The sequence below is a fragment of the Pseudomonas sp. EGD-AK9 genome (genome assembly GCF_000465935.2).
Taxonomy (GTDB): domain Bacteria; phylum Pseudomonadota; class Gammaproteobacteria; order Pseudomonadales; family Pseudomonadaceae; genus Aquipseudomonas.
The window spans coordinates 17,250-36,353 of record NZ_AVOF01000002.1 but is presented as its reverse complement, the minus strand read 5'-3'; the positions used below and the strand labels follow the sequence as shown (position 1 = coordinate 36,353).

General features: G+C 64.9%; 21 protein-coding genes. 15 read left to right on the top strand and 6 right to left on the bottom strand.

Annotated features, from left to right (window positions below; genetic code table 11):
• A partial coding sequence (locus N878_RS00600) for an MGMT family protein (protein ID WP_177342859.1) occupies window positions 1–216 on the bottom strand: 216 nt, incomplete at its 3' end.
• On the opposite strand from N878_RS00600, the gene N878_RS00595 reads away from it, so the two are divergent.
• Together N878_RS00595 and N878_RS00590 are read left to right on the top strand one after the other, a co-directional pair.
• Window positions 215–1,213: a DUF481 domain-containing protein gene (locus N878_RS00595; protein ID WP_021441760.1), complete on the top strand. Its 999-nt coding sequence runs from the start codon at window positions 215–217 to the stop codon at window positions 1,211–1,213. The two genes, N878_RS00600 and N878_RS00595, sit on opposite strands and share 2 nt — an antisense overlap.
• 133 nt (window positions 1,214–1,346) lie before the next feature.
• A complete protein-coding gene (locus tag N878_RS00590) occupies window positions 1,347–2,360 on the top strand; it encodes a DUF481 domain-containing protein (protein ID WP_021441759.1) in 1,014 nt (337 codons plus the stop codon).
• A gap of 67 nt (window positions 2,361–2,427) precedes the next feature.
• On the opposite strand, the gene N878_RS00585 is transcribed toward N878_RS00590, so the two are convergent.
• Window positions 2,428–3,693, bottom strand: coding sequence for a uracil-xanthine permease family protein (locus N878_RS00585; protein WP_021441758.1), 1,266 nt, complete (start codon window positions 3,691–3,693; stop codon window positions 2,428–2,430).
• Window positions 3,694–3,695: 2 nt separating this feature from the next.
• Window positions 3,696–4,334, bottom strand: coding sequence for a uracil phosphoribosyltransferase (gene upp / locus N878_RS00580; protein ID WP_021441757.1), 639 nt, complete (start codon window positions 4,332–4,334; stop codon window positions 3,696–3,698).
• A gap of 382 nt (window positions 4,335–4,716) precedes the next feature.
• Between upp and N878_RS00575 the strand changes: the two genes are divergently transcribed.
• Window positions 4,717–5,274, top strand: a complete 558-nt coding sequence (locus N878_RS00575) for a hypoxanthine-guanine phosphoribosyltransferase (RefSeq protein WP_021441756.1) — start codon at window positions 4,717–4,719, stop codon at window positions 5,272–5,274.
• Between the two features lie 29 nt (window positions 5,275–5,303).
• Here the strand turns inward: N878_RS00575 and dauA are convergent, their stop codons facing one another.
• Entirely contained in the window at window positions 5,304–7,031 is a 1,728-nt protein-coding gene (gene dauA / locus N878_RS00570) for a C4-dicarboxylic acid transporter DauA (protein WP_021441755.1), read from the bottom strand.
• Window positions 7,032–7,203: 172 nt separating this feature from the next.
• On the opposite strand from dauA, the gene N878_RS00565 reads away from it, so the two are divergent.
• A complete protein-coding gene (locus N878_RS00565) occupies window positions 7,204–7,494 on the top strand; it encodes a PA4642 family protein (RefSeq protein ID WP_021441754.1) in 291 nt (96 codons plus the stop codon).
• A gap of 109 nt (window positions 7,495–7,603) precedes the next feature.
• On the opposite strand, the gene rpsT is transcribed toward N878_RS00565, so the two are convergent.
• A complete protein-coding gene (rpsT, locus tag N878_RS00560; RefSeq protein WP_021441753.1) occupies window positions 7,604–7,882 on the bottom strand; it encodes a 30S ribosomal protein S20 in 279 nt (92 codons plus the stop codon).
• Between the two features lie 192 nt (window positions 7,883–8,074).
• On the opposite strand from rpsT, the gene murJ reads away from it, so the two are divergent.
• The 6 genes from murJ to ispH all read left to right on the top strand — a co-directional run bounded on the left by murJ (window position 8,075) and on the right by ispH (window position 15,465).
• A complete protein-coding gene (murJ, locus tag N878_RS00555) occupies window positions 8,075–9,610 on the top strand; it encodes a murein biosynthesis integral membrane protein MurJ (protein WP_021441752.1) in 1,536 nt (511 codons plus the stop codon).
• Window positions 9,611–9,671: 61 nt separating this feature from the next.
• Window positions 9,672–10,622 (top strand): bifunctional riboflavin kinase/FAD synthetase, encoded by a 951-nt coding sequence (ribF, locus tag N878_RS00550; RefSeq protein ID WP_021441751.1) that lies wholly within the window; start codon window positions 9,672–9,674, stop codon window positions 10,620–10,622.
• Entirely contained in the window at window positions 10,619–13,450 is a 2,832-nt protein-coding gene (ileS, locus tag N878_RS00545; RefSeq protein WP_021441750.1) for an isoleucine--tRNA ligase, read from the top strand. Before ribF ends, ileS begins: the two co-directional genes overlap by 4 nt.
• Window positions 13,443–13,952: a signal peptidase II gene (gene lspA / locus N878_RS00540; RefSeq protein ID WP_021441749.1), complete on the top strand. Its 510-nt coding sequence runs from the start codon at window positions 13,443–13,445 to the stop codon at window positions 13,950–13,952. The genes ileS and lspA overlap by 8 nt, the downstream gene beginning before the upstream one ends.
• Window positions 13,945–14,382, top strand: a complete 438-nt coding sequence (locus N878_RS00535) for a peptidylprolyl isomerase (protein WP_021441748.1) — start codon at window positions 13,945–13,947, stop codon at window positions 14,380–14,382. The genes lspA and N878_RS00535 overlap by 8 nt, the downstream gene beginning before the upstream one ends.
• Before the next feature lie 138 nt (window positions 14,383–14,520).
• Window positions 14,521–15,465, top strand: coding sequence for a 4-hydroxy-3-methylbut-2-enyl diphosphate reductase (gene ispH, locus N878_RS00530; protein ID WP_021441747.1), 945 nt, complete (start codon window positions 14,521–14,523; stop codon window positions 15,463–15,465).
• A 7-nt stretch (window positions 15,466–15,472) separates the two neighbouring features.
• Here the strand turns inward: ispH and N878_RS00525 are convergent, their stop codons facing one another.
• The gene (locus N878_RS00525) at window positions 15,473–15,991 is read right to left on the bottom strand and encodes a GspH/FimT family protein (protein WP_021441746.1); all 519 of its coding nucleotides are present in this window, start codon (window positions 15,989–15,991) and stop codon (window positions 15,473–15,475) included.
• A 152-nt stretch (window positions 15,992–16,143) separates the two neighbouring features.
• Between N878_RS00525 and N878_RS00520 the strand changes: the two genes are divergently transcribed.
• From N878_RS00520 to N878_RS00500, 5 genes are read left to right on the top strand one after another with little or no spacing between them, the layout of a single operon-like run.
• Window positions 16,144–16,533 (top strand): type IV pilin protein, encoded by a 390-nt coding sequence (locus N878_RS00520; protein ID WP_021441745.1) that lies wholly within the window; start codon window positions 16,144–16,146, stop codon window positions 16,531–16,533.
• Entirely contained in the window at window positions 16,527–17,045 is a 519-nt protein-coding gene (locus tag N878_RS00515) for a GspH/FimT family pseudopilin (protein ID WP_082457763.1), read from the top strand. The genes N878_RS00520 and N878_RS00515 overlap by 7 nt, the downstream gene beginning before the upstream one ends.
• Window position 17,046: 1 nt before the next feature.
• Window positions 17,047–17,604, top strand: a complete 558-nt coding sequence (gene pilV, locus N878_RS00510) for a type IV pilus modification protein PilV (protein WP_021441743.1) — start codon at window positions 17,047–17,049, stop codon at window positions 17,602–17,604.
• A gap of 2 nt (window positions 17,605–17,606) precedes the next feature.
• On the top strand, window positions 17,607–18,554 hold the full coding sequence (locus tag N878_RS00505; RefSeq protein WP_021441742.1) for a PilW family protein: 948 nt from the start codon (window positions 17,607–17,609) through the stop codon (window positions 18,552–18,554).
• Window positions 18,551–19,093 carry a PilX N-terminal domain-containing pilus assembly protein gene (locus tag N878_RS00500; RefSeq protein ID WP_021441741.1) on the top strand — a complete coding sequence of 181 codons (543 nt, stop codon included), beginning with the start codon at window positions 18,551–18,553 and terminating at the stop codon, window positions 19,091–19,093. Before N878_RS00505 ends, N878_RS00500 begins: the two co-directional genes overlap by 4 nt.
• Window positions 19,094–19,104: the final 11 nt, after the last annotated feature.

Genomic DNA, 19,104 nt, shown 5'->3' with positions numbered 1-19,104 from the left:
CTCCGGCAACTGGCCGAGGGTGCGCCCGACCCAGCGCGCGGCGCGACCCAGGCCGGCCAGTCGGGCCAGCTCGCCGTAGCTGATCACCTTGCCCGCCGGCACCTGCGCCAGTACCAGGTACAGCGCCTCGCGCCGGGCCTCGGCGCTTGCCGGTGGCGGGGCCGGCCATGCAGACTCTGCCGGGTCCACTGTGCCCCTATGGGTTGTCCTCGTCATGCTGCCACGCCTGTTGTTCGCCTTCGTCCTTTATACCCTGGCCGCACCGCTGTGGGCCGACACCGTGTGGCTCGACAACGGCGACCGCCTCAGCGGCGAGATCGTCCTGCTCGACGGCGGCAAGCTGGCGCTGAAGACCAAGTACGCCGGCCAGGTGCTGATCGACTGGAAGGATATCGACACCCTGAGCTCGGACAAACCCCTGCTGCTGCGCCGCCAGGGCTTCGACAGCGAGCTGAGCAAGACCCTGGCGGCGGCCGGCGCCGGCATGGTGCGGGTGGAGGGCGAGCGCAGCCAGGTGCTGCCGCTGGCCGAGATCACCCGCCTGGTGCCGCCGCGGCCGCTGCTGGAGGATCGCGTCTGGGAAGGCAATCTCGACGCCAAGCTGGATATGGAGCGCAACGACAGCAAGGTCGACGAGTGGAAGCTCAAGGGCAACACGCGCGTCGAACATGGGCGCTGGCGCCATGTGCTGAGCGGCGAGCTGGAGCACGAGACCAAGAACGGCGAGAAGGTCGACGACAACTGGGAGCTGGAGTACGACCTCGACCGCTTCTTCACCGAGCACTGGTTCTGGCGGGTGGGGGGGGAGCAGCGCGAGGACGAGTTCGAGTCCATCGAGCGCCAGCGCATCCTCGGCACCGGGCCGGGCTACCGCTTCTGGGACGACGAGCTGGGCCGCTTCGACCTGATCGCCCAGTTCAACCGGGTGCGGCTGGAATCGGACATCGTCGATCTGGCCTTCGACACCACCTCGCTGGAGCTGGACTACAAGCGCCTGCTGTGGGGCACGCGGCTGGAGTTCTATGCCAACGCCGAGCTGCAGATGCCGCATATCGACGCCATCGACTACGTGCTCGACAGCGAGTTCGGCCTGCGCTACCGCCTCAACCAGTGGGCGCGGCTGTCGCTGCTGTACGAGCTCGACCAGTTGCGCGGCCAGGGCCAGACCATCTCGGATCGCCATTACCTGATCGGCGTCGGCGTGGGCTGGTGATGCCGCCCTACGGAGTGCCGCCCGGCGGAAACAGCTGAACTCTGCCGGCCGATGCCGGTCAGCTCTTGCTCTGGCGTCGGGCTTGCGCATAATGCCCGGCTTTTCGCCCCATCAGAGCTCAGTTGTCCTCGTTATGTCGCGTTCGCTACCGCTTTCCCTGCTCAGCCTGAGCCTCGCCCTGCTCAGCTCCACCGCCGTCGCCGATACCGTCTGGCTGAAGAACGGCGACCGCCTGACCGGCACCATCAAGTTCTACGACGGCAACAAGTTGCTGCTCCAGACCGACTATGGCGGCGCCATCGCCCTGGACTGGAAGAAGATCGCCACCCTGGAGAGCGAGCAGGCGCTGCTGATCAAGCAGGACGACTTCAATGGCGAGCGCGCCAAGTCGCTGCAGGCCGCCGAGCCGGGCAAGGTGACCCTGGCCAATGGCGACGTGCCGAAGACCGTGGAGTTGAGCGAGATCGCCCAGATCATCAAGCCCAAGCCGCTGGTGGAGGATTTCACCTGGAAGGGCAACGTCGACCTGGCGCTGGACTACAAGCGCGCCGAGAGCGACACCGACGACTACGACGTCGACGTCAAGACCCAGGCCCGCCACGGCTGGTGGCGGCACAACGCGCAGGCCGAGTACAACCGCGAGCTGAAGGACGATGTGGTCAGCACCGACAACTGGAGCGCCGAGTACGCCCTCGACCGCTTCCTCACCGAACAGTGGTTCTGGCAGGGGCGCTTCGAGTACAAGCGCGACCGCATCGAGGAGCTGGAGCGTCAGCGCACCCTGGGTACCGGTCCCGGTTACCAGTTCTGGGACAACGAACTGGGCGCCTTCTCCATCGCCACCCTGGCCAACCGCAGCGACTACGTCTACAGCAACGGCGAGCAGGACCGCTTCTACGCGCTCAGCGTCAAGTGGGACTACAACCGCTACCTGATCGGCAAGGCGGTGGAACTGTTCAGCGTCGGCGAGGTGGGCAAGCCGCTGGAAGGCGTCGCCGACTACACCCTGGATGCCGAGGTCGGCCTGCGCTACAAGGTCACCGACTGGGCCTCACTGAACATGAAGGCGGAAAAGGACATCGTCAGCGGTGCCGAGGGCGAGCTGGACGAGACCCGCTACAGCCTGGGCTTCGGCGTCGGCTGGTAAGCGCCCGGCGCAGTGGCCGAGCACGAAAAAGCCCGCGACTATCGCGGGCTTTTTCGTGGGGGGCGACTCAGTCGGTCTCTTCGAGGCTTTTGTTGTTCCAGCCGGCGCCGCCGGGGAGCAGCAGGTTGAGCAGCAGGGCGCTGACGGCGCACAGGGAAATCCCCGACAGGGCGAATTCCTTGCCGCCGATCACCATGCCGCCGATACCGAATACCAGGGTGACCGAGACGATGATCAGGTTGCGCGCCTCGGACAGGTCGACCTGGTGGCGGATCAGGGTGTTGAGGCCGACCACCGCGATGGAGCCGAACAGCAGGCAGAGGATGCCGCCCATCACCGGCACCGGAATGCTCTGCAGGGCGACGCCGAACTTGCCGACGAAGGCCAGGGCGATGGCGAACAGCGCGGCCCAGGTCATGATCTTCGGGTTGTAGCTCTTGGTCAGCATCACCGCGCCGGTCACTTCGGCGTAGGTGGTGTTGGGCGGGCCGCCGAACAGGCCGGCGGCCGAGGTGGCCAGGCCGTCGCCGAGCAGGGTGCGGTGCAGGCCCGGCTTCTTGACGAAGTTATTGCCGGTGACGCTGCCGATCGCCACCACGCCGCCGATATGCTCGATGGCAGGCGCCAGCGCTACCGGCACCATGTACAGGATGGCGCCCCAGTGCAGCTCGGGCGCGACGAAACTGGGCAGCGCCAGCCAGGGCGCGCTCGCCACCGCGCTGGTGTCGATCACCCCGAGCACGGCGGCGATCAGGCAGCCGACGGCGATGCCGGCAAGGATCGGCACCAGGCGGAAGATGCCGCGGCCGAGCACGGCGACCAGCAGGGTGGTGAGCAGCGCCGGCATCGAGATCAGCATGGCGGTGGTATAGGGCACCAGCTCGACGCTGCCGTCGCCGGCCTTGCCCATGGCCATGTTCACCGCCACCGGCGACAGGGCCAGGCCGATGGAGATGATCACCGGGGCGATCACCACCGGCGGCAGCAGGCGGTCGATGAAGCTGGGGCCGCGCAGTTTGACCAGCACCGAGAGCAGGATGTAGACCAGGCCGGCCGCCATCACCCCGCCGAGCACCGCCGGCAGGCCGAACTCGCCCTTGGCCGCCAGAATCGGCGCGATGAAGGCGAAGCTGGAGGCGAGGAACACCGGCACCTGGCGCTTGGTCACCAGCTGGAACAGCAGGGTGCCGAGGCCGGCGGTGAACAGCGCGACGTTGGGGTCCATGCCGGTGATCAGCGGCATCAGCACCAGGGCGCCGAAGGCCACGAAGAGCATCTGCGCGCCGGAGAGGCCCTGGCGCCAGAGCGGATCCTTGAATTCCGTTTGCGACATGTTCAGGCGTCCTTCTGCTTGGTGCCGAAGATCTTGTCGCCGGCATCGCCCAGGCCGGGGATGATGTAGCCGTGCTCGTTCAGGCGCTCGTCGATCGAGGCGGTGAAGATGGTTACGTCGGGGTGGGCCTTCTCGACCGCTTTGATGCCCTCGGGCGCGGCGACCAGCACCATGGCGCGGATGTCCTTGCAGCCGGCCTTCTTCAACAGGTCGATGGTGGCGACCATGGAGCCGCCGGTGGCCAGCATCGGGTCGATGATCAGCGCCAGGCGCTCGTCGATCTCCGGTGCCAGTTTCTCCAGGTAGGTGTGCGCCTCCAGGGTTTCCTCGTTGCGCGCCACGCCTACGGCGCTGACCTTGGCCCCGGGGATCAGGCTGAGCACGCCGTCGAGCATGCCGATGCCGGCGCGCAGGATGGGCACCACGGTGATCTTCTTGCCGGCGATCTTCTCCACCTGCACCGCGCCGGCCCAGCCCTGGATCTCGTAGCTTTCCAGCGGCAGGTCGTTGGTCGCCTCGTAGGTCAGCAGCGCGCCCACTTCCTGGGCCAGTTCGCGGAAATTCTTGGTGCTGATGTCGGCGCGGCGCATCAGGCCGATTTTGTGACGGATCAGCGGGTGGCGGATCTCGCGGATGGGCATGGGCTGGGGTCTCCGGCGGGCTGAGAGCCCATTCACGGTCTGCTGCGCGTCGGCCAAACAGCGTTGAAAACAGCTTCGGAATGCTCATTTACCATTCGTAAACTCCGCTTCCTCAGCTTTTTTCGCCGCTGTTTTGCTCTAGCTCGCGAGACCCTGAACGGGCTCTGGGAAAAATCGCGTTAGATTAAAGCATTGCTCATGCCAGGTGGTGGGTGACTGATGGGTCAGCGCACCGCGCGAGCGGCCTCGGCTACGCTGGTCAGGCGAGGCTTGGCAAGTGCGACGCAGGTCTGTACCTTTGCCCGCTTTTATTTGACTGATCGCTCAGCTTTTGCCGCCGATCGCCGCTCATTTCATCAGCCCGACCAAGAGAGAACGCCCCATGTCCGCCGATCTCGCGCACATCCGCCAAGTCATGGCGGAAGCCGACTGCCTGTTCACCGAAGCCGAGGTGGAAGCGGCCATCGACCGCGTCGCCGCCCAAATCAACGCCGAACTGGCCGAACGCAACCCGGTGGTGTTCTGCGTGATGAACGGCGGCCTGATCTTCTCCGGCAAGCTGCTGCCCAAGCTGGCCTTCCCGCTGGAGGCGTCCTACCTGCACGCCACCCGCTACCGCAACGAGACCAGCGGCGGCGAGCTGTTCTGGAAGGCCAAGCCGGAAGTCTCCTTTATCGACCGCGACGTGCTGATCATCGACGACATCCTCGACGAAGGGCACACCCTCGGCGCGATCATCGACTTCTGCCGCCACGCCGGCGCCCGTGCGGTGCACACCGCGGTGCTGATCGACAAGGAACACCAGCGCAAGGCGCGCCCGGACCTCAAGGCCAACTACGTCGGCCTGCACTGCATCGACCGCTATATCTTCGGCTACGGCATGGACTACAAGGGCTACTGGCGCAACGCCGCCGGCATCTACGCGGTCAAGGGGCTGTAAGCGCGTTCTGCGCCCGGATTTCATCCGGGCTACGGCTCCAGGCCTTCTCCCAGCCAGCGCAGCGCCTTCTGCCGCGCCTGCGCCAGATCGCGCACGTAGGCCAGTTCGCCGGCGCGCCGGTGCACTCCGGCGCGGCGCAGTTGCAGGCGCACCTGCGCGGTCGGGCCGCTGAGGATCAGCGCCACGCCCTGCTGGCGGTAGTCGCGCAGCACGTTGTCCAGCGCGGCGATGGCGGTCATGTCCAGCAGCGGCACCGCGCTGATATCGACTATCACCACGCGCACCCCCGGGGTGAAGCGGCGCAGCACGCTCAGGGCCTTCTCCGCCGCGCCGAAGAACAGCGGCCCGCGAATGGCGTAGGCCAGCACGTGCTCGGGCAGGTCCTGCAGGGCCTGGCGCTGCTGCCGGCTCAGCGCGGCGGTGTCGGTCAGCTCGCTCATGCGCTTGATGAACAGCCCGGCGGCCAGCAGCAGGCCGACGCCGACCGCCAGCACCATGTCGAACAGCACCGTCAGCAGCAGGCAGGTGAGCAGCACCAGCACGTCGCCGCGCGGGGCGATGCGCAGGGTGTGGGCCACATGCTGCGGTTCGCTCATGTTCCACGCCACCACCAGCAGCAGGGCCGCCAGCGCCGCCATCGGCAGGTAGCTGAACAGCGGCGCCAGCAGCAGGATCGCCGCCAGCACCACGCCGGCGTGAATCAGCGCTGCCAGTGGCGAGAAGGCGCCGGCGCGCACGTTGGCGGCGGTGCGGGCGATGGCCGCGGTGGCGGTGATGCCGCCGAAGAAGGGCGCGGCCAGGTTGCCCAGGCCCTGGCCGATCAGCTCGGCATTGGGGTCGTGCTTGCTGCCGCTCATGCCGTCGGCGACCACGGCGCAGAGCAAGGATTCGATGGCACCGAGCATGGCGATGGCGAAGGCCGGGGCCAGCAGCTGGCGGATCAGCTCGAAGGACAGCACCAGCGGCTGGCCGTCCGCGCCGGGCAACTGCCAGGGCAGGCCCGGGCTGGGCAGAAAGGGCGGGATGCCGGGGTGCTCGATGCCGTCGAGCCTATAGCTGAAGCGTTCGCCCAGGGTCGCCACCGGCAGGCCGAGGTGTTCCAGGGCGAGGGCCAGCAGGGCGCCGACGGCCAGGGCGACCAGGTGCGCGGGAATCTTCGGCGCCAGGCGCGGCCACAGCAGCAGGGTGGCCAGGCAGATGGCGCCGACCAGGCTGTCGCCCGGCTGCAGGCTGGGCAGCGCGCTGGCCAGCAGGGCGAGCTGCTGCAGCAGGTGCTGCGGGGTTTCGGCCAGTTCCAGGCCGAGCAGGTCCTTGAGCTGCAGGATGGCGATGACGATGCCGATGCCGGCGGTGAAGCCCAGGGTCACCGGATAGGGCACGAACTCGATCAGGCGGCCGGCGCGCAGCAGGCCCAGGGTGATCAGGATGACGCCGGCCAGCAGGGTGCACAGCAGCAACCCGCCCAGACCATATTGCTGGGTGATCGGCAGCAGGATCACCACGAAGGCCGCGGTGGGCCCGGAGATATTGAAGCGCGAGCCGCCGCACAGGGCGATCAGCGGCGCGGCGATCAGCACGGTGTACAGGCCGTGTTGCGGTGCCACGCCGACCGCGATGGCCAGCGCCATGGCCAAGGGGATGGCGATGATGCCGACCGTCAGCCCGGCGCTCAGGTCGCCGCGCAGGGCCTTCCAGGAGTAGCCGGCGCGCAGGGTCTGGCGCCAGGCGGCGAACAGCGGCAGGGAGTGGCGTGGCATGGTGGCTCCGGGATGGCTCGGCGCATTATAGGAGCGGCGCGCCGTGCGGCGGCATGACCTAGGTCGGCTGTTGCGTCGAATGTTCGCGTGCTAGCCTGCTCGGCTGCGCGTTGAGCCGCGCGCGGCGCGGCGGTAAACTGCCGGCCCTCTGTAATGCTGGCGGGAGCGGGCGATGCGTAAAGACAAGAAGCAGGTGATTGGCGAAGAAATCAGCGACGACTCGATCAAGCTGTTCCTGGCGGTGGAGCCGGCCGATGCCACGCCACCCTCGCTGCACAAGCTGATCAAGGCCTATCGCGGTCTGCGCATCGACGACTTCGAACGTTTCGTCGGCTTCTTCGTTGCCGCCGGCTACGACCTGACGGCTACCGACGCGCAGGGCCACGACTTCGTCGCCCTGATCCAGGATCAGCGCAACGCCGAACCCTATATCGAGGTGATCAAGGCCGCGCGCGCCGGCTGATCCTGCAGTCGGGCGGACATGCCGAAGGCTTGTCCGCCCTGTGGTTTGCCTTTCTTCCAGGCAATAAAAAACCGGCCACGGGGGCCGGTTTTTCAAGAACCTGTCGCGATTAGGCGGCAGCAGCTTCGCCCAGCGCCTTGATGTGCGCGTTCAGGCGGCTCTTGTGACGAGCGGCTTTGTTCTTGTGGATGATGCCCTTGTCGGCCATGCGGTCGATGACCGGAACGGCCAGGGTGTAGGACGACTTGGCAAGCTCGAGGTCTTTGGCGTCGATAGCCTTGACCACGTTCTTGATGTAGGTACGGACCATGGAGCGCAGGCTGGCGTTATGGCTACGGCGCTTCTCAGCCTGTTTGGCGCGTTTTTTGGCAGAAGGTGAGTTGGCCACCGTCAAGCTCCTCGAAAACTGGGGGGTTACGACAAATAAGGCCGCGAATCATGCCGACCCCCTGGGCATCTGTCAAGCCCGCTGGCGCTTTCCCGTGCTGGCCTGACCAATGGCGGCTCGCTACACTCGACGCCTTCGCGCGCCGGCGGATTGTCCAGCGGCGCGCCCGTTTGCGGGAAATCGAGTCACTCCATGAATCTGCTCAAATCCCTGGCCGCGGTCAGTTCCCTGACCATGGTCTCGCGCGTGCTGGGTTTCGTGCGCGACACCATCATCGCTCGCACCTTCGGCGCCGGGGTGGCGTCGGACGCCTTCGTGGTGGCCTTCAAGCTGCCCAACCTGCTGCGCCGCATCTTCGCCGAGGGGGCGTTCTCCCAGGCCTTCGTGCCGATCCTGGCCGAGTACAAGATGCAGCAGGGCGAGGAGGCCACGCGCATCTTCGTCGCCTACGTCTCGGGCTTGCTGACCCTGGTGCTGGCGCTGGTCACCGCCATCGGCGTGCTGGCCGCACCCTGGATCGTCTGGGCCACCGCGCCGGGGTTCGCCGATGAGGCCGAGCGCTTCGAGCTGACCGTCGACCTGCTGCGGGTGACCTTCCCCTATATCCTGCTGATCTCGCTGTCGTCGCTGGCCGGCGCCATCCTCAACACCTGGAACCGCTTCTCGGTGCCGGCCTTCGTGCCGACCCTGCTGAACGTCAGCATGATCGGCTTTTCCGTGTTCCTGACGCCCTATTTCGACCCGCCGATCATGGCCCTGGGCTGGGCGGTGCTGGTCGGCGGCCTGCTGCAGCTGCTCTGGCAACTGCCGCATCTGAAGAAGATCGGCATGCTGGTGCTGCCGCGCCTGAGTTTTGGCGACCTCGGCGTGTGGCGCGTGCTCAAGCAGATGGGGCCGGCGATCTTCGGCGTGTCGGTGAGCCAGATCTCGCTGATCATCAACACCATCTTCGCCTCCTTCCTGGTCGCCGGCTCGGTGTCCTGGATGTACTACGCCGACCGCCTGATGGAGCTGCCCTCGGGCGTGCTCGGCGTGGCCCTGGGCACCATCCTGCTGCCGGCGCTGTCGAAGACCTACGCCAGCCGCGACCGCGAGGAGTACCGCCGCCTGCTCGACTGGGGCCTGCGCCTGTGTTTCCTGCTGGTGCTGCCCAGCGCCCTGGCCCTGGCGGTGCTGGCCGAGCCGCTGACCGTGTCGCTGTTCCAGTACGGCAAGTTCACCGCCAGCGACGCGCTGATGACCCAGCAGGCGCTGATCGCCTATTCCATCGGCCTGCTCGGCATCATCCTGGTGAAGATCCTGGCGCCCGGCTTCTACGCCCAGCAGAATATCAAGACGCCGGTGAAGATCGCCGTGGTGACCCTGGTCTTCACCCAGTTGATGAACCTGGTGCTGGTCGGCCCGCTGGCGCACGCCGGCCTGGCCCTGGCGATCAGCCTGGCGGCCTGCCTGAACGCCGGGTTGCTGTACTGGCAGCTGCGCCGCGCCGATATCTTCCGGCCGCTGCCGGGCTGGGGCCTGTTCCTGCTCAAGCTGGTGCTGGCGGTGACGGCGATGGTGGCGGTGCTGCTGGGCCTGCTGCAGATCATGCCGGCCTGGGCCGAGGGCGACATGCCGCTGCGCCTGCTGCGTCTCGGCGCGCTGGTGGTCGCCGGGCTGCTGGTCTACTTCGGCATGCTGCTGCTGCTCGGTTTCCGCCTGCGCGACTTTGCCCGGCGGACGGTCTGACGCCTGTATTGGGCCGCGGGCTGTGCGTATAATCGGCCACTTTGTGAACAAGAAGCGTGCTATGCAGCTGGTTCGAGGTCTTCATAACCTGCAGCCCCAGACGCGGGGCTGCGTGGTCACCATCGGTAATTTCGACGGCGTTCATCGTGGGCACCAGGCCATCCTGGCGCGCCTGCGTGAGCGTGCCGCGGAATTGGCCGTGCCCAGCTGCGTGGTGATCTTCGAGCCGCAGCCGCGCGAATTCTTCGGTCCCGACACCGCTCCGGCGCGGCTGACCCGGCTGCGCGACAAGCTCGCCCTGCTGGCCGCCGAAGGCGTCGACATGGTGCTGTGCCTGGCCTTCAACCGCCGCCTGCGCGAGCTGTCGGCGGCCGAGTTCGTCCAGCGTGTGCTGGTCGACGGCCTTGGCGTGAAGGACCTGGAAATCGGCGACGATTTCCGCTTCGGCTGCGACCGCGCCGGCGATTTCGAATTTCTCCAGGCCGCCGGGCGGCGCCACGGTTTCAGCGTCGATGCCTCGACCACGGTGGAGGTGCGCGGTGGCCGGGTCAGCAGTACCCGCGTGCGCCAGGCCCTGGCCGATGGCGATTTCGAGCTGGCCGAGGCGCTGCTGGGCCGGCCGTTCCGCATCGCCGGGCGGGTGCTGCACGGGCAGAAGCTCGGCCGCCAGCTGGCCGCCCCCACCGCCAATATCCAGCTCAAGCGGCGCAAGGTACCGCTGTCCGGGGTGTACCTGGTGAGTTGCGTGGTGGACGGCCAGATTCAACCGGGCGTGGCCAATATCGGCGTGCGCCCCAGCGTTGCCGGCGACGGCAGCGCCCATCTGGAAGTGCACCTTCTGGATTTCGCCGGCGACCTGTATGGCCGGCGCCTCTCGGTGGCCTTCCACCACAAGCTGCGTGACGAGCAGCGTTTCGCCTCGCTGGAGGCCCTGAAGACGGCGATTGCCGCCGATATTGCCGCTGCCCGTGATTATTGGCAGAGCCACCCGCTGATGAAGAGTCCGACATGACCGATTACAAAGCCACGCTGAACCTGCCCGATACCCCGTTCCCGATGAAGGCCGGCCTGCCGCAACGCGAGCCGCAGACCCTGCAGCGCTGGAACGAGATTGGCCTGTATAGCAAGCTGCGGCAGATCGGCGAGGGTCGGCCCAAGTTCGTCCTGCACGACGGCCCGCCCTACGCCAACGGCAGCATCCATATCGGTCATGCGGTGAACAAGATCCTCAAGGACATCATCACCCGCTCCAAGACCCTGGCCGGTTTCGACGCGCCCTACGTGCCGGGCTGGGACTGCCATGGCCTGCCGATCGAGCACAAGGTCGAGACCACCTTCGGCAAGAACCAGCCGGCCGACCTGACCCGTGAGCGCTGCCGCAGCTACGCCGGCGAGCAGATCGAAGGGCAGAAGGCCGACTTCATCCGCCTTGGCGTGCTGGGCGACTGGGACAACCCCTACAAGACCATGGATTTCGCCAACGAGGCCGGCGAGATCCGCGCCCTGGCCGAGATGGTCAAGCAGGGCTTCGTGTTCAAGGGCCTGAAGCCGGTCAACTGGTGCTTCGACTGCGGCTCGGCGCTGGCCGAGGCCGAGGTGGAGTACCAGGACAAGAAATCCGACGCCATCGACGTCGCCTTCCCGGTGGAAGACGCCGGCAAGCTGGCCGCCGCCTTCGGTCTGAGCGAGCTGAACAAGCCGGCCGCCATCGTCATCTGGACCACCACGCCCTGGACCATCCCGGCCAACCAGGCGCTCAACGTCCACCCGGAATTCAGCTACGCGCTGGTCGACACCGGCACGCGCCTGCTGCTGTTGGCCGAGGAGCTGGTCGAGTCCTGCCTGCAGCGCTACGGCCTGCAAGGCCAGGTGATCGCCACCGCGCCGGGCGCGGCGCTGGAGCTGATCCGTTTCCGCCACCCCTTCTACGAGCGCTTCTCGCCGATCTACCTGGCCGACTACGTCGCCCTCGACGCCGGTACCGGCGTCGTCCACTCGTCGCCGGCCTACGGCGAGGACGACTTCCGCACCTGCAAGGCCTACGGCATGAGCAACGACGAGATTCTCAGTCCGGTGCAGAGCAACGGCGTCTACACCGCGGATCTGCCGTTCTTCGGCGGCCAGTTTATCTGGAAGGCCAATGCCAACATCGTGGCCAAGCTCGACGAAGTCGGCGCGCTGCTCAAGCACCAGCCGATCCAGCACAGCTACATGCACTGCTGGCGGCACAAGACCCCGCTGATCTACCGCGCTACCGCGCAGTGGTTCGTCGGCATGGACACTCAGCCCAATGATGGCGCGACCCTGCGCGAGCGCGCGCTGGCCGCCATCGAGCAGACCCAGTTCGTCCCGGCCTGGGGCCAGGCGCGCCTGCACAGCATGATCGCCGGCCGTCCCGACTGGTGCATCTCGCGTCAGCGCAACTGGGGCGTGCCGATCCCGTTCTTCCTGCACAAGGTCACCGGCGAGCTGCACCCGCGCACCGTCGAGTTGATGGAGATCGTGGCCAAGCGTGTCGAGCAAGAGGGCATCGAAGCCTGGTTCAAGCTCGACGCCGCCGAATTGCTCGGCGCCGAGGCTGCCGACTACGACAAGATCAACGACACTCTGGACGTCTGGTTCGACTCCGGTACCACCCACTGGCACGTGCTGCGCGGTTCGCACGACATGGGCCACACCGACGGCCCGCGCGCCGATCTGTATCTGGAAGGCTCGGACCAGCACCGTGGCTGGTTCCACTCGTCGCTGCTGACCGGCAGCGCCATCGACGGCCACGCGCCCTACAAGGCGCTGCTGACCCACGGCTTCGTGGTCGACGAGAACGGCCGCAAGATGTCCAAGTCGCTCGGCAACGTGGTCGCGCCACAGGAGGTCAACGACAGCCTGGGCGCCGACATCATGCGTCTGTGGGTCGCCTCCACCGACTATTCCGGCGAGATGGCGGTGTCCAAGGTGATCCTGCAGCGCAGCGCCGACGCCTACCGCCGCATCCGCAACACTGCGCGCTTCATGCTGGCCAACCTCAATGGCTTCGATCCGGCCAAGGACCTGCTGCAGCCCGAGCAGATGCTCGACCTCGATCGCTGGGCCGTCGACGCGGCCCTGCGCCTGCAGGAAGAGATCATCGAGGCGTACGCCGACTACCGCTTCTGGAACGTCTACTCCAAGGTGCACAACTTCTGCGTGCAGGAGCTGGGCGGCTTCTACCTGGACATCATCAAGGACCGTCAGTACACCACCGCTGCCGACAGCGTCGCGCGTCGCTCCTGCCAGAGCGCGCTGTACCACATCAGCGAGGCGCTGGTGCGCTGGGTCGCGCCGATCCTGGCGTTCACCGCCGAGGAAATCTGGCAGTTCCTGCCGGGCGAGCGCAACGAGTCGGTGATGCTGGGTACCTGGTACGAGGGGCTCAGCCGCCTGCCGGAGGGTTTCGAGCTGGATCGTGCCTACTGGGATCGGATCATGGCGGTCAAGGCCGCGGTCAACAAGGAACTGGAGAACCTGCGCACGGCCAAGGCCATCGGCGGCAGCCTGCAGGCTGAGGTCACGCTGTTCTGCGACGAGGCCAAGCAGGCCGACCTGGCCAAGCTCGGCGACGAGCTGCGTTTCGCCCTGATCACCTCGGCGGCGCAGACTGCGCCACTGGCCGAGGCGCCGGCCGATGCGGTGGTCACCGAGGTGGAGGGGCTGAAGCTGAAGATCCTCAAGTCCGCCCACGCCAAGTGCGGTCGCTGCTGGCACTTCCGCGCCGACGTCGGCAGCCATGCCGCCCATCCGGAACTGTGCGGCCGCTGCGTGAGCAATATCGAAGGTGCAGGCGAGGTGCGCAAGCATGCCTGAGGTCTCGCGTTTCGGCCGACTGGCCTGGCTCTGGCTGACCCTGGCGGTGTTCGTCGTCGATCAGCTGACCAAGCACTATTTCGAGGGCAGCCTCAGCCTGTACCAGCAGATCGTGGTGATTCCCGACTACTTCAGCTGGACCCTGGCCTACAACACCGGTGCGGCGTTCAGCTTCCTGGCCGATGCCGCCGGCTGGCAGCGCTGGTTCTTCGCTGCCATCGCGGTGGTGGTCAGTGGTGTGCTGGTGGTCTGGCTCAAGCGCCTGAAGCCCGAGGAAACCTGGCTGGCCATCGCCCTGGCGCTGGTGCTCGGCGGTGCGCTGGGCAACCTCTACGACCGCGTGGTGCTCGGCCACGTGGTCGACTTCATCCTGGTGCACTGGCAGAACCGCTGGTATTTCCCGGCGTTCAACCTGGCCGACAGCGCCATCACCGTCGGCGCCATCCTCCTGGCGCTGGATATGTTCAAGAGCAACAAGTCCGGAGAACCTGCCAATGACTGACGTACGCATCGGCCCGGACAGGGAAGTCACCCTGCACTTCGCCCTCAAGCTGGAGAACGGCGACGTGGTCGACAGCACCTTTGACAAGCAGCCGGCCACCTTCAAGGTCGGCGACGGCAACCTGCTGCCCGGCTTCGAGCAGGCGCTTTACGGCTTCAAGGCCGGCGACAAGCGCAGCGTGCAGGTACAGCCGGAGCAGGGGTTCGGCCAGCCCAACCCGCAGAACGTGCAGGTCATGCCGCGTAGCCAGTTCGAGGGCATGGAACTGTCCGAAGGGCTGCTGGTGATCTTCAACGACGCCGCCAATGCCGAGCTGCCCGGGGTGGTCAAGGCCTTCGACGACAAGCAGGTGACCATCGACTTCAACCACCCGCTGGCCGGCAAGGTGCTCGACTTCGAGGTGGAGATCCTCTCGGTCAAGGCGCTCTAGCCCGAATCGCCGCTTCCGTGGGAGCGGCTTTAGCCGCGAAGCTCTTGTTGCAGCCTGCGCTTATCCCGCGCAGGCTGTACCTTCCGGGATCGACCCATAGCGGCGCGTCGATCCTCGATCAATACCGAGACAACCAGCATGCATATCAAACTCGCCAATCCCCGCGGCTTCTGCGCCGGCGTCGACCGCGCCATCGAGATCGTCAACCGCGCCCTGGAAGTCTTCGGCCCGCCGATCTACGTCCGTCACGAAGTGGTGCACAACAAGTTCGTGGTCGAGGATCTGCGCGCCCGCGGCGCGGTATTCGTCGAGGAGCTGGATCAGGTGCCGGACGACGTCATCGTCATCTTCAGCGCCCACGGCGTGTCCAAGGCCGTGCGTGACGAGGCCGAGCGTCGTGGACTCAAGGTGTTCGACGCCACCTGCCCGCTGGTGACCAAGGTGCATATGGAGGTGGTGCGCTACAGCCGCGAGGGCCGCGAGTGCATCCTCATCGGCCACGAGGGTCATCCGGAAGTGGAAGGCACCATGGGCCAGTACGATGCCAGCAACGGCGGTGCCATCTACCTGGTGGAAGACGAGACCGACGTCGCCGAGCTGCAGGTGCGCAACCCCGAGGCGCTGGCCTTCGTGACCCAGACCACGCTGTCGATGGACGACACCAGCAAGGTGATCGACGCCCTGCGCGCCAAGTTCCCGGCCATCGGTGGGCCGCGCAAGGACGATATCTGCTACGCCACGCAGAACCGCCAGGACGCGGTCAAGCAGCTCGCCGCCGAGTGCGACGTGCTGCTGGTGGTGGGTAGCCCCAACAGTTCCAACTCCAACCGCCTGCGCGAGCTGGCTGAGCGCATGGGCACCCCGGCCTACCTGGTCGACGGCGCCGAGGATCTCAAGGCCGAATGGTTCGACGGGGTAAGCGGCATCGGCATCACCGCCGGCGCCTCGGCCCCGGAAGTGCTGGTGCGCGGGGTGGTCGAACAGCTGCGCGCCTGGGGCGCGCAAGGGGAGACCGAACTGGACGGGCGGCCGGAGAACGTGACCTTCTCGATGCCCAAGGAACTCAGGGTCAAGGCGCTCTGAGCTTTGGTCATGGGGAGCAGCCTTCACGAGAAGATTTCTGGAGCTTGAGGCGACCTCTGGAGTTCAACACTAGCTCTCGTTGCATGGATCTACTCTTCGGGTGGCAGAGGGTTATGGTGCCTGCTTGAAAAGCCCCGCCCGGAAGTTTGGCCCTCCCGCTGGGGCTGAATCTGATGTAGGCGGCTACCGGTTGATTGCCCCTAATTGTCAGTTCTGGCTGCTCCTTTCCCACCAGCAGTACATTTTCCGCTTCATCTCGAGTGCTGCTGTAATTGTAGTCGGGGTACACCTCCCAGCCGCTCGGCCAGGATCCGGAGCGCGCCACAAGGAATACTGGCGCATTGCGCTTTATCGCCTCGCTGCGCGCATACAGGGCTGCCAGCAGAAGGTCGTTCGCTGCGGCTGTCAGGCGGTAATCGTGGATGAAATTGTACAGAGTTGGCAGACCTAGGCTGGCTGTTAGGACCAGAATGGCCATGCCGATCATTAGCTCATGCAGGGTAAATCCCTTCGCGCTTTTATACATGGCGTCCTGCCTCGTATGCAGTGGCTATTAAATCCACAAAGAGAGCGGCGTTGTGCCGCTCAACGGTCCAGATGAGCCGGTCGTCCTTGCCGTGAAGACCTGTATAGCCTAGTTGTGCAATTCTGCCCTGCATTTGATGGAGGAGTCCCAGCGTGCAAACAGCCAAAGGATTTACCCTGATTGAACTCATGATCACGGTAGCGGTTATCGGTATCTTGGCCGCAGTAGCCTACCCCTCCTATACGCAGTACGTGGTTCGCGCCAATCGTGGCGAAGCCCAGGCCTACTTGATGGATTTGGCGCAGCGCCAGCAGCAGATTCTTATGGACTCGCGAGCATATGCGTCCACCGTCAGCGCTCTCGGCGTTCCGGAGCCGGCGAGCGTTGCACGCAATTACGATGTGAGCCTGAGTGGGGTGAGTGCCACGCCTCCGACTTTCACTATCACTGCTGCCCCTAAGTCCGGTACGGCTCAGGCTGGAGACGGCAACCTGACGATCAACCAGAGTGGCGCTAAGACTTGGGCGGGAGGCTCATGGTAATGAAGCTGCTGCTTGCCGGTCGTTCGGAGCTTATGGCGCGCCGAAATACAGAGCAGGTTTATCGCTCTCGGGGGTTCTCGTTGATCGAGTTGATGGTAAGCCTGGTGGTTCTGGGCATTTTGATAGGGGTCGCAGTGCCGTCTTACCGCGCGATCATCGCTGAGCAGAGGGTGCGGGCAACTATCACCGACCTCCATACTGCGATCAGTTTGGCGCGTTCCGAAGCAATCAAGCTTAATCGTCAGATTACTCTCGCCCCCGCGGCTGGTGGTTGGGCTGCGGGCTGGGGCATTGCACATCCTACGGCGGGGCAGCCTGCGATTTTGGCGCATACCCTGTCGTCTGGCGTGGGGATAACTGGTCCGAATGCCGGCATTATTTTCAGCGCTTCCGGCCGAACGACTAGTGCCGTGGAGTTTGAAGTGAGCAGTGACGCTAGCGACGCGGCATCGGTCAGTTGTCTTTCGCTTGGCCTGGATGGTCGAGCCAGCTCCAGCAAGGGGGAATGCTGAAATGAACAGCGTATCTCTTCGCGCAGGGCAGTATGGGTTCACTCTGGTAGAGGTATTGGTCACGCTGCTGATACTTGCCATCGGCTTGCTGGGGCTCGCGGGCATGAATGCCAGGATGCTCAACAGCCAGTTTGAGGCCTATCAGCGTGCCCAGGCCATGATGTTGGTGGAGGATATGGCTAGCCGAATCCGGAGTAATCCCCAGGCTGCTCGTAACGGCGACTACGACACGGACACCGTGCATGGTCTGAACAACCAGAATTGCTCCGGCGCCTACGGTGTATCGATCGATTTGTGTGAATGGAATCAGGCGCTTCGTGGCGCCAGCGTCGAGGCATCGGGGCAGCAACTTGGCAGCATCATGGGGGCCAGGGGCTGTATCGACAACGTTAGCATCGCGGCGACCGGGCAGGCTGTCATCCGGGTAACCGTTGCCTGGCAAGGCTTGACGCCAACGGTGATCCCCCCACTGTCCTGTGGCGCCAATGCCTACGGTGCTGACGACAGGTTGCGCCGGGCGGTCAGCGTCGATGTCGTTCTGGCTTATCTGGGAGTATGAGGATGAAAGGTAGCGGTCTCATGACGCCCGGACGACAGCACGGCTTCTCCCTGGTGGAGATCATGGTGGCAATGGTGCTCGGCATCGTGATCTTGCTGGCGGTTTCGGAGGTTTTTATCAGTAACAGCCGTACCCGCGGAGAGATCGAGAAGACCGGCCGGCAGATCGAGAACGGCATATATGCGCTGCGCTTGATGGAGGACGAGTTGGCCAACGCAGGATTCTGGGGGGAGGCCGGGGCTCAGCCGGTGCCGGCGGGCCTACCGCCCCTGTGTCCGACCAGTGCTGCGGAACTGGAGGATGCCATGGGCTACCCGGTACAGGGAGCGGCGGACTCCGGCACCGATTGTGAGAATAGCAAGGCAAGTTCCGATTTCATTGCGCTGCGTCGAGCGAGCACCTGCGCGGTAGGTACTGCCGGATGCGCGCTTTTCAGCAATGGCAACTTTCATATTCAGGTTTCTGCCTGCAAGGATGTCTCGCCAGGAACGGTATTGCTGAAGAGTGCTTCGGCTGATCTGACTTTCACGCAACGAGATTGTTCAACCCCTGCCCCGGTTTACCGCTTATTTAGCCGCGTCTACTACGTGAATGACAGTGATGAGTTGGTGCGTGCCGAGTTGGCGGGTGGGAACTACAACACCGTCACCTCGTTGGTCGATGGCATCGAGATCATGCGTTTCGAATATGGGATCGATACCGATGGTGACGGCCAGATTGACGAGTTCACTGCTGCCCCCGCAACGGCTCAATGGTCAGATGTGGTGGCAGTCAAGGTGTCGCTCATCGCGCGTAACCCAGAGCCCACAGCGGGCTACACCGACTCTCGTAGTTACACTCTCGCGGGAGAGGAGTACGAGGTGCCTGAAGCGCAAAGGGGGTTCAAGCGCCAGCTTTATTCCACCACTGTGCACTTGCGCAACGTGGCCGGGCGGAGGGAGCTGCCATGAGCAATTTTGAGTCGATCCGCCGACAGCGAGGGGCTGTGCTACTGGTGGCGCTGATAATGCTGCTGTTGGTGACGCTGATGGTGGTTAGCGGCTTCAATATGACTCAGACCAACCTTAAGGTCGTTCAAAATATGGAGAGTCGTAACCTTGCCAAGTATGCAGCCAATGCTGCCTTAGAAGAGGCAATAAGTTCCGCGCAGTTCCTCAGTTCGCCTTCCAATATTTTTCAGGCGTCATGCGGGCAGTCCAATCGCAAATGCTACGACTTCAATGGAGACGGCAGCGTCGATATAGCTGTTGTAGTGGATAGTCCGAGTTGCGTGATTGTTTTGCCGATCAAGAACTCTGCGTTGAACGTGGCAGATCCTTCCGACGCCAGTTGCTTTATTCCGGAATCTGAAAATTCCATGTGTGTAAATTCTGTTTGGGAAATGCGGGCAACGGCGCGTGACGTGCTTACAGGCGCTGAGGTCGTTGTGCGGCAGGGCGTTGCGGTTCGCGCGACCAGTAATAATATTGCGACGGCTTGTCCGGAGTAGCAGGAGGGCAA

What these genes read in the sequence shown, in the direction of transcription:
- N878_RS00535 (WP_021441748.1), top strand. Translation starts at nt 13,945, where the DNA reads ATGACTGACGTACGCATCGGCCCGGACAGGGAAGTCACCCTGCACTTC.
- ispH (WP_021441747.1), top strand. Translation starts at nt 14,521, where the DNA reads ATGCATATCAAACTCGCCAATCCCCGCGGCTTCTGCGCCGGCGTCGAC.
- ileS (WP_021441750.1), top strand. Translation starts at nt 10,619, where the DNA reads ATGACCGATTACAAAGCCACGCTGAACCTGCCCGATACCCCGTTCCCG.
- N878_RS00585 (WP_021441758.1), bottom strand. Translation starts at nt 3,693, where the DNA reads ATGTCGCAAACGGAATTCAAGGATCCGCTCTGGCGCCAGGGCCTCTCC.
- N878_RS00590 (WP_021441759.1), top strand. Translation starts at nt 1,347, where the DNA reads ATGTCGCGTTCGCTACCGCTTTCCCTGCTCAGCCTGAGCCTCGCCCTG.
- dauA (WP_021441755.1), bottom strand. Translation starts at nt 7,031, where the DNA reads ATGCCACGCCACTCCCTGCCGCTGTTCGCCGCCTGGCGCCAGACCCTG.
- N878_RS00500 (WP_021441741.1), top strand. Translation starts at nt 18,551, where the DNA reads ATGAGCAATTTTGAGTCGATCCGCCGACAGCGAGGGGCTGTGCTACTG.
- N878_RS00575 (WP_021441756.1), top strand. Translation starts at nt 4,717, where the DNA reads ATGTCCGCCGATCTCGCGCACATCCGCCAAGTCATGGCGGAAGCCGAC.
- murJ (WP_021441752.1), top strand. Translation starts at nt 8,075, where the DNA reads ATGAATCTGCTCAAATCCCTGGCCGCGGTCAGTTCCCTGACCATGGTC.
- N878_RS00525 (WP_021441746.1), bottom strand. Translation starts at nt 15,991, where the DNA reads ATGTATAAAAGCGCGAAGGGATTTACCCTGCATGAGCTAATGATCGGC.
- lspA (WP_021441749.1), top strand. Translation starts at nt 13,443, where the DNA reads ATGCCTGAGGTCTCGCGTTTCGGCCGACTGGCCTGGCTCTGGCTGACC.
- N878_RS00595 (WP_021441760.1), top strand. Translation starts at nt 215, where the DNA reads ATGCTGCCACGCCTGTTGTTCGCCTTCGTCCTTTATACCCTGGCCGCA.
- N878_RS00505 (WP_021441742.1), top strand. Translation starts at nt 17,607, where the DNA reads ATGAAAGGTAGCGGTCTCATGACGCCCGGACGACAGCACGGCTTCTCC.
- upp (WP_021441757.1), bottom strand. Translation starts at nt 4,334, where the DNA reads ATGCCCATCCGCGAGATCCGCCACCCGCTGATCCGTCACAAAATCGGC.
- pilV (WP_021441743.1), top strand. Translation starts at nt 17,047, where the DNA reads ATGAACAGCGTATCTCTTCGCGCAGGGCAGTATGGGTTCACTCTGGTA.
- ribF (WP_021441751.1), top strand. Translation starts at nt 9,672, where the DNA reads ATGCAGCTGGTTCGAGGTCTTCATAACCTGCAGCCCCAGACGCGGGGC.
- N878_RS00565 (WP_021441754.1), top strand. Translation starts at nt 7,204, where the DNA reads ATGCGTAAAGACAAGAAGCAGGTGATTGGCGAAGAAATCAGCGACGAC.
- N878_RS00515 (WP_082457763.1), top strand. Translation starts at nt 16,527, where the DNA reads ATGGTAATGAAGCTGCTGCTTGCCGGTCGTTCGGAGCTTATGGCGCGC.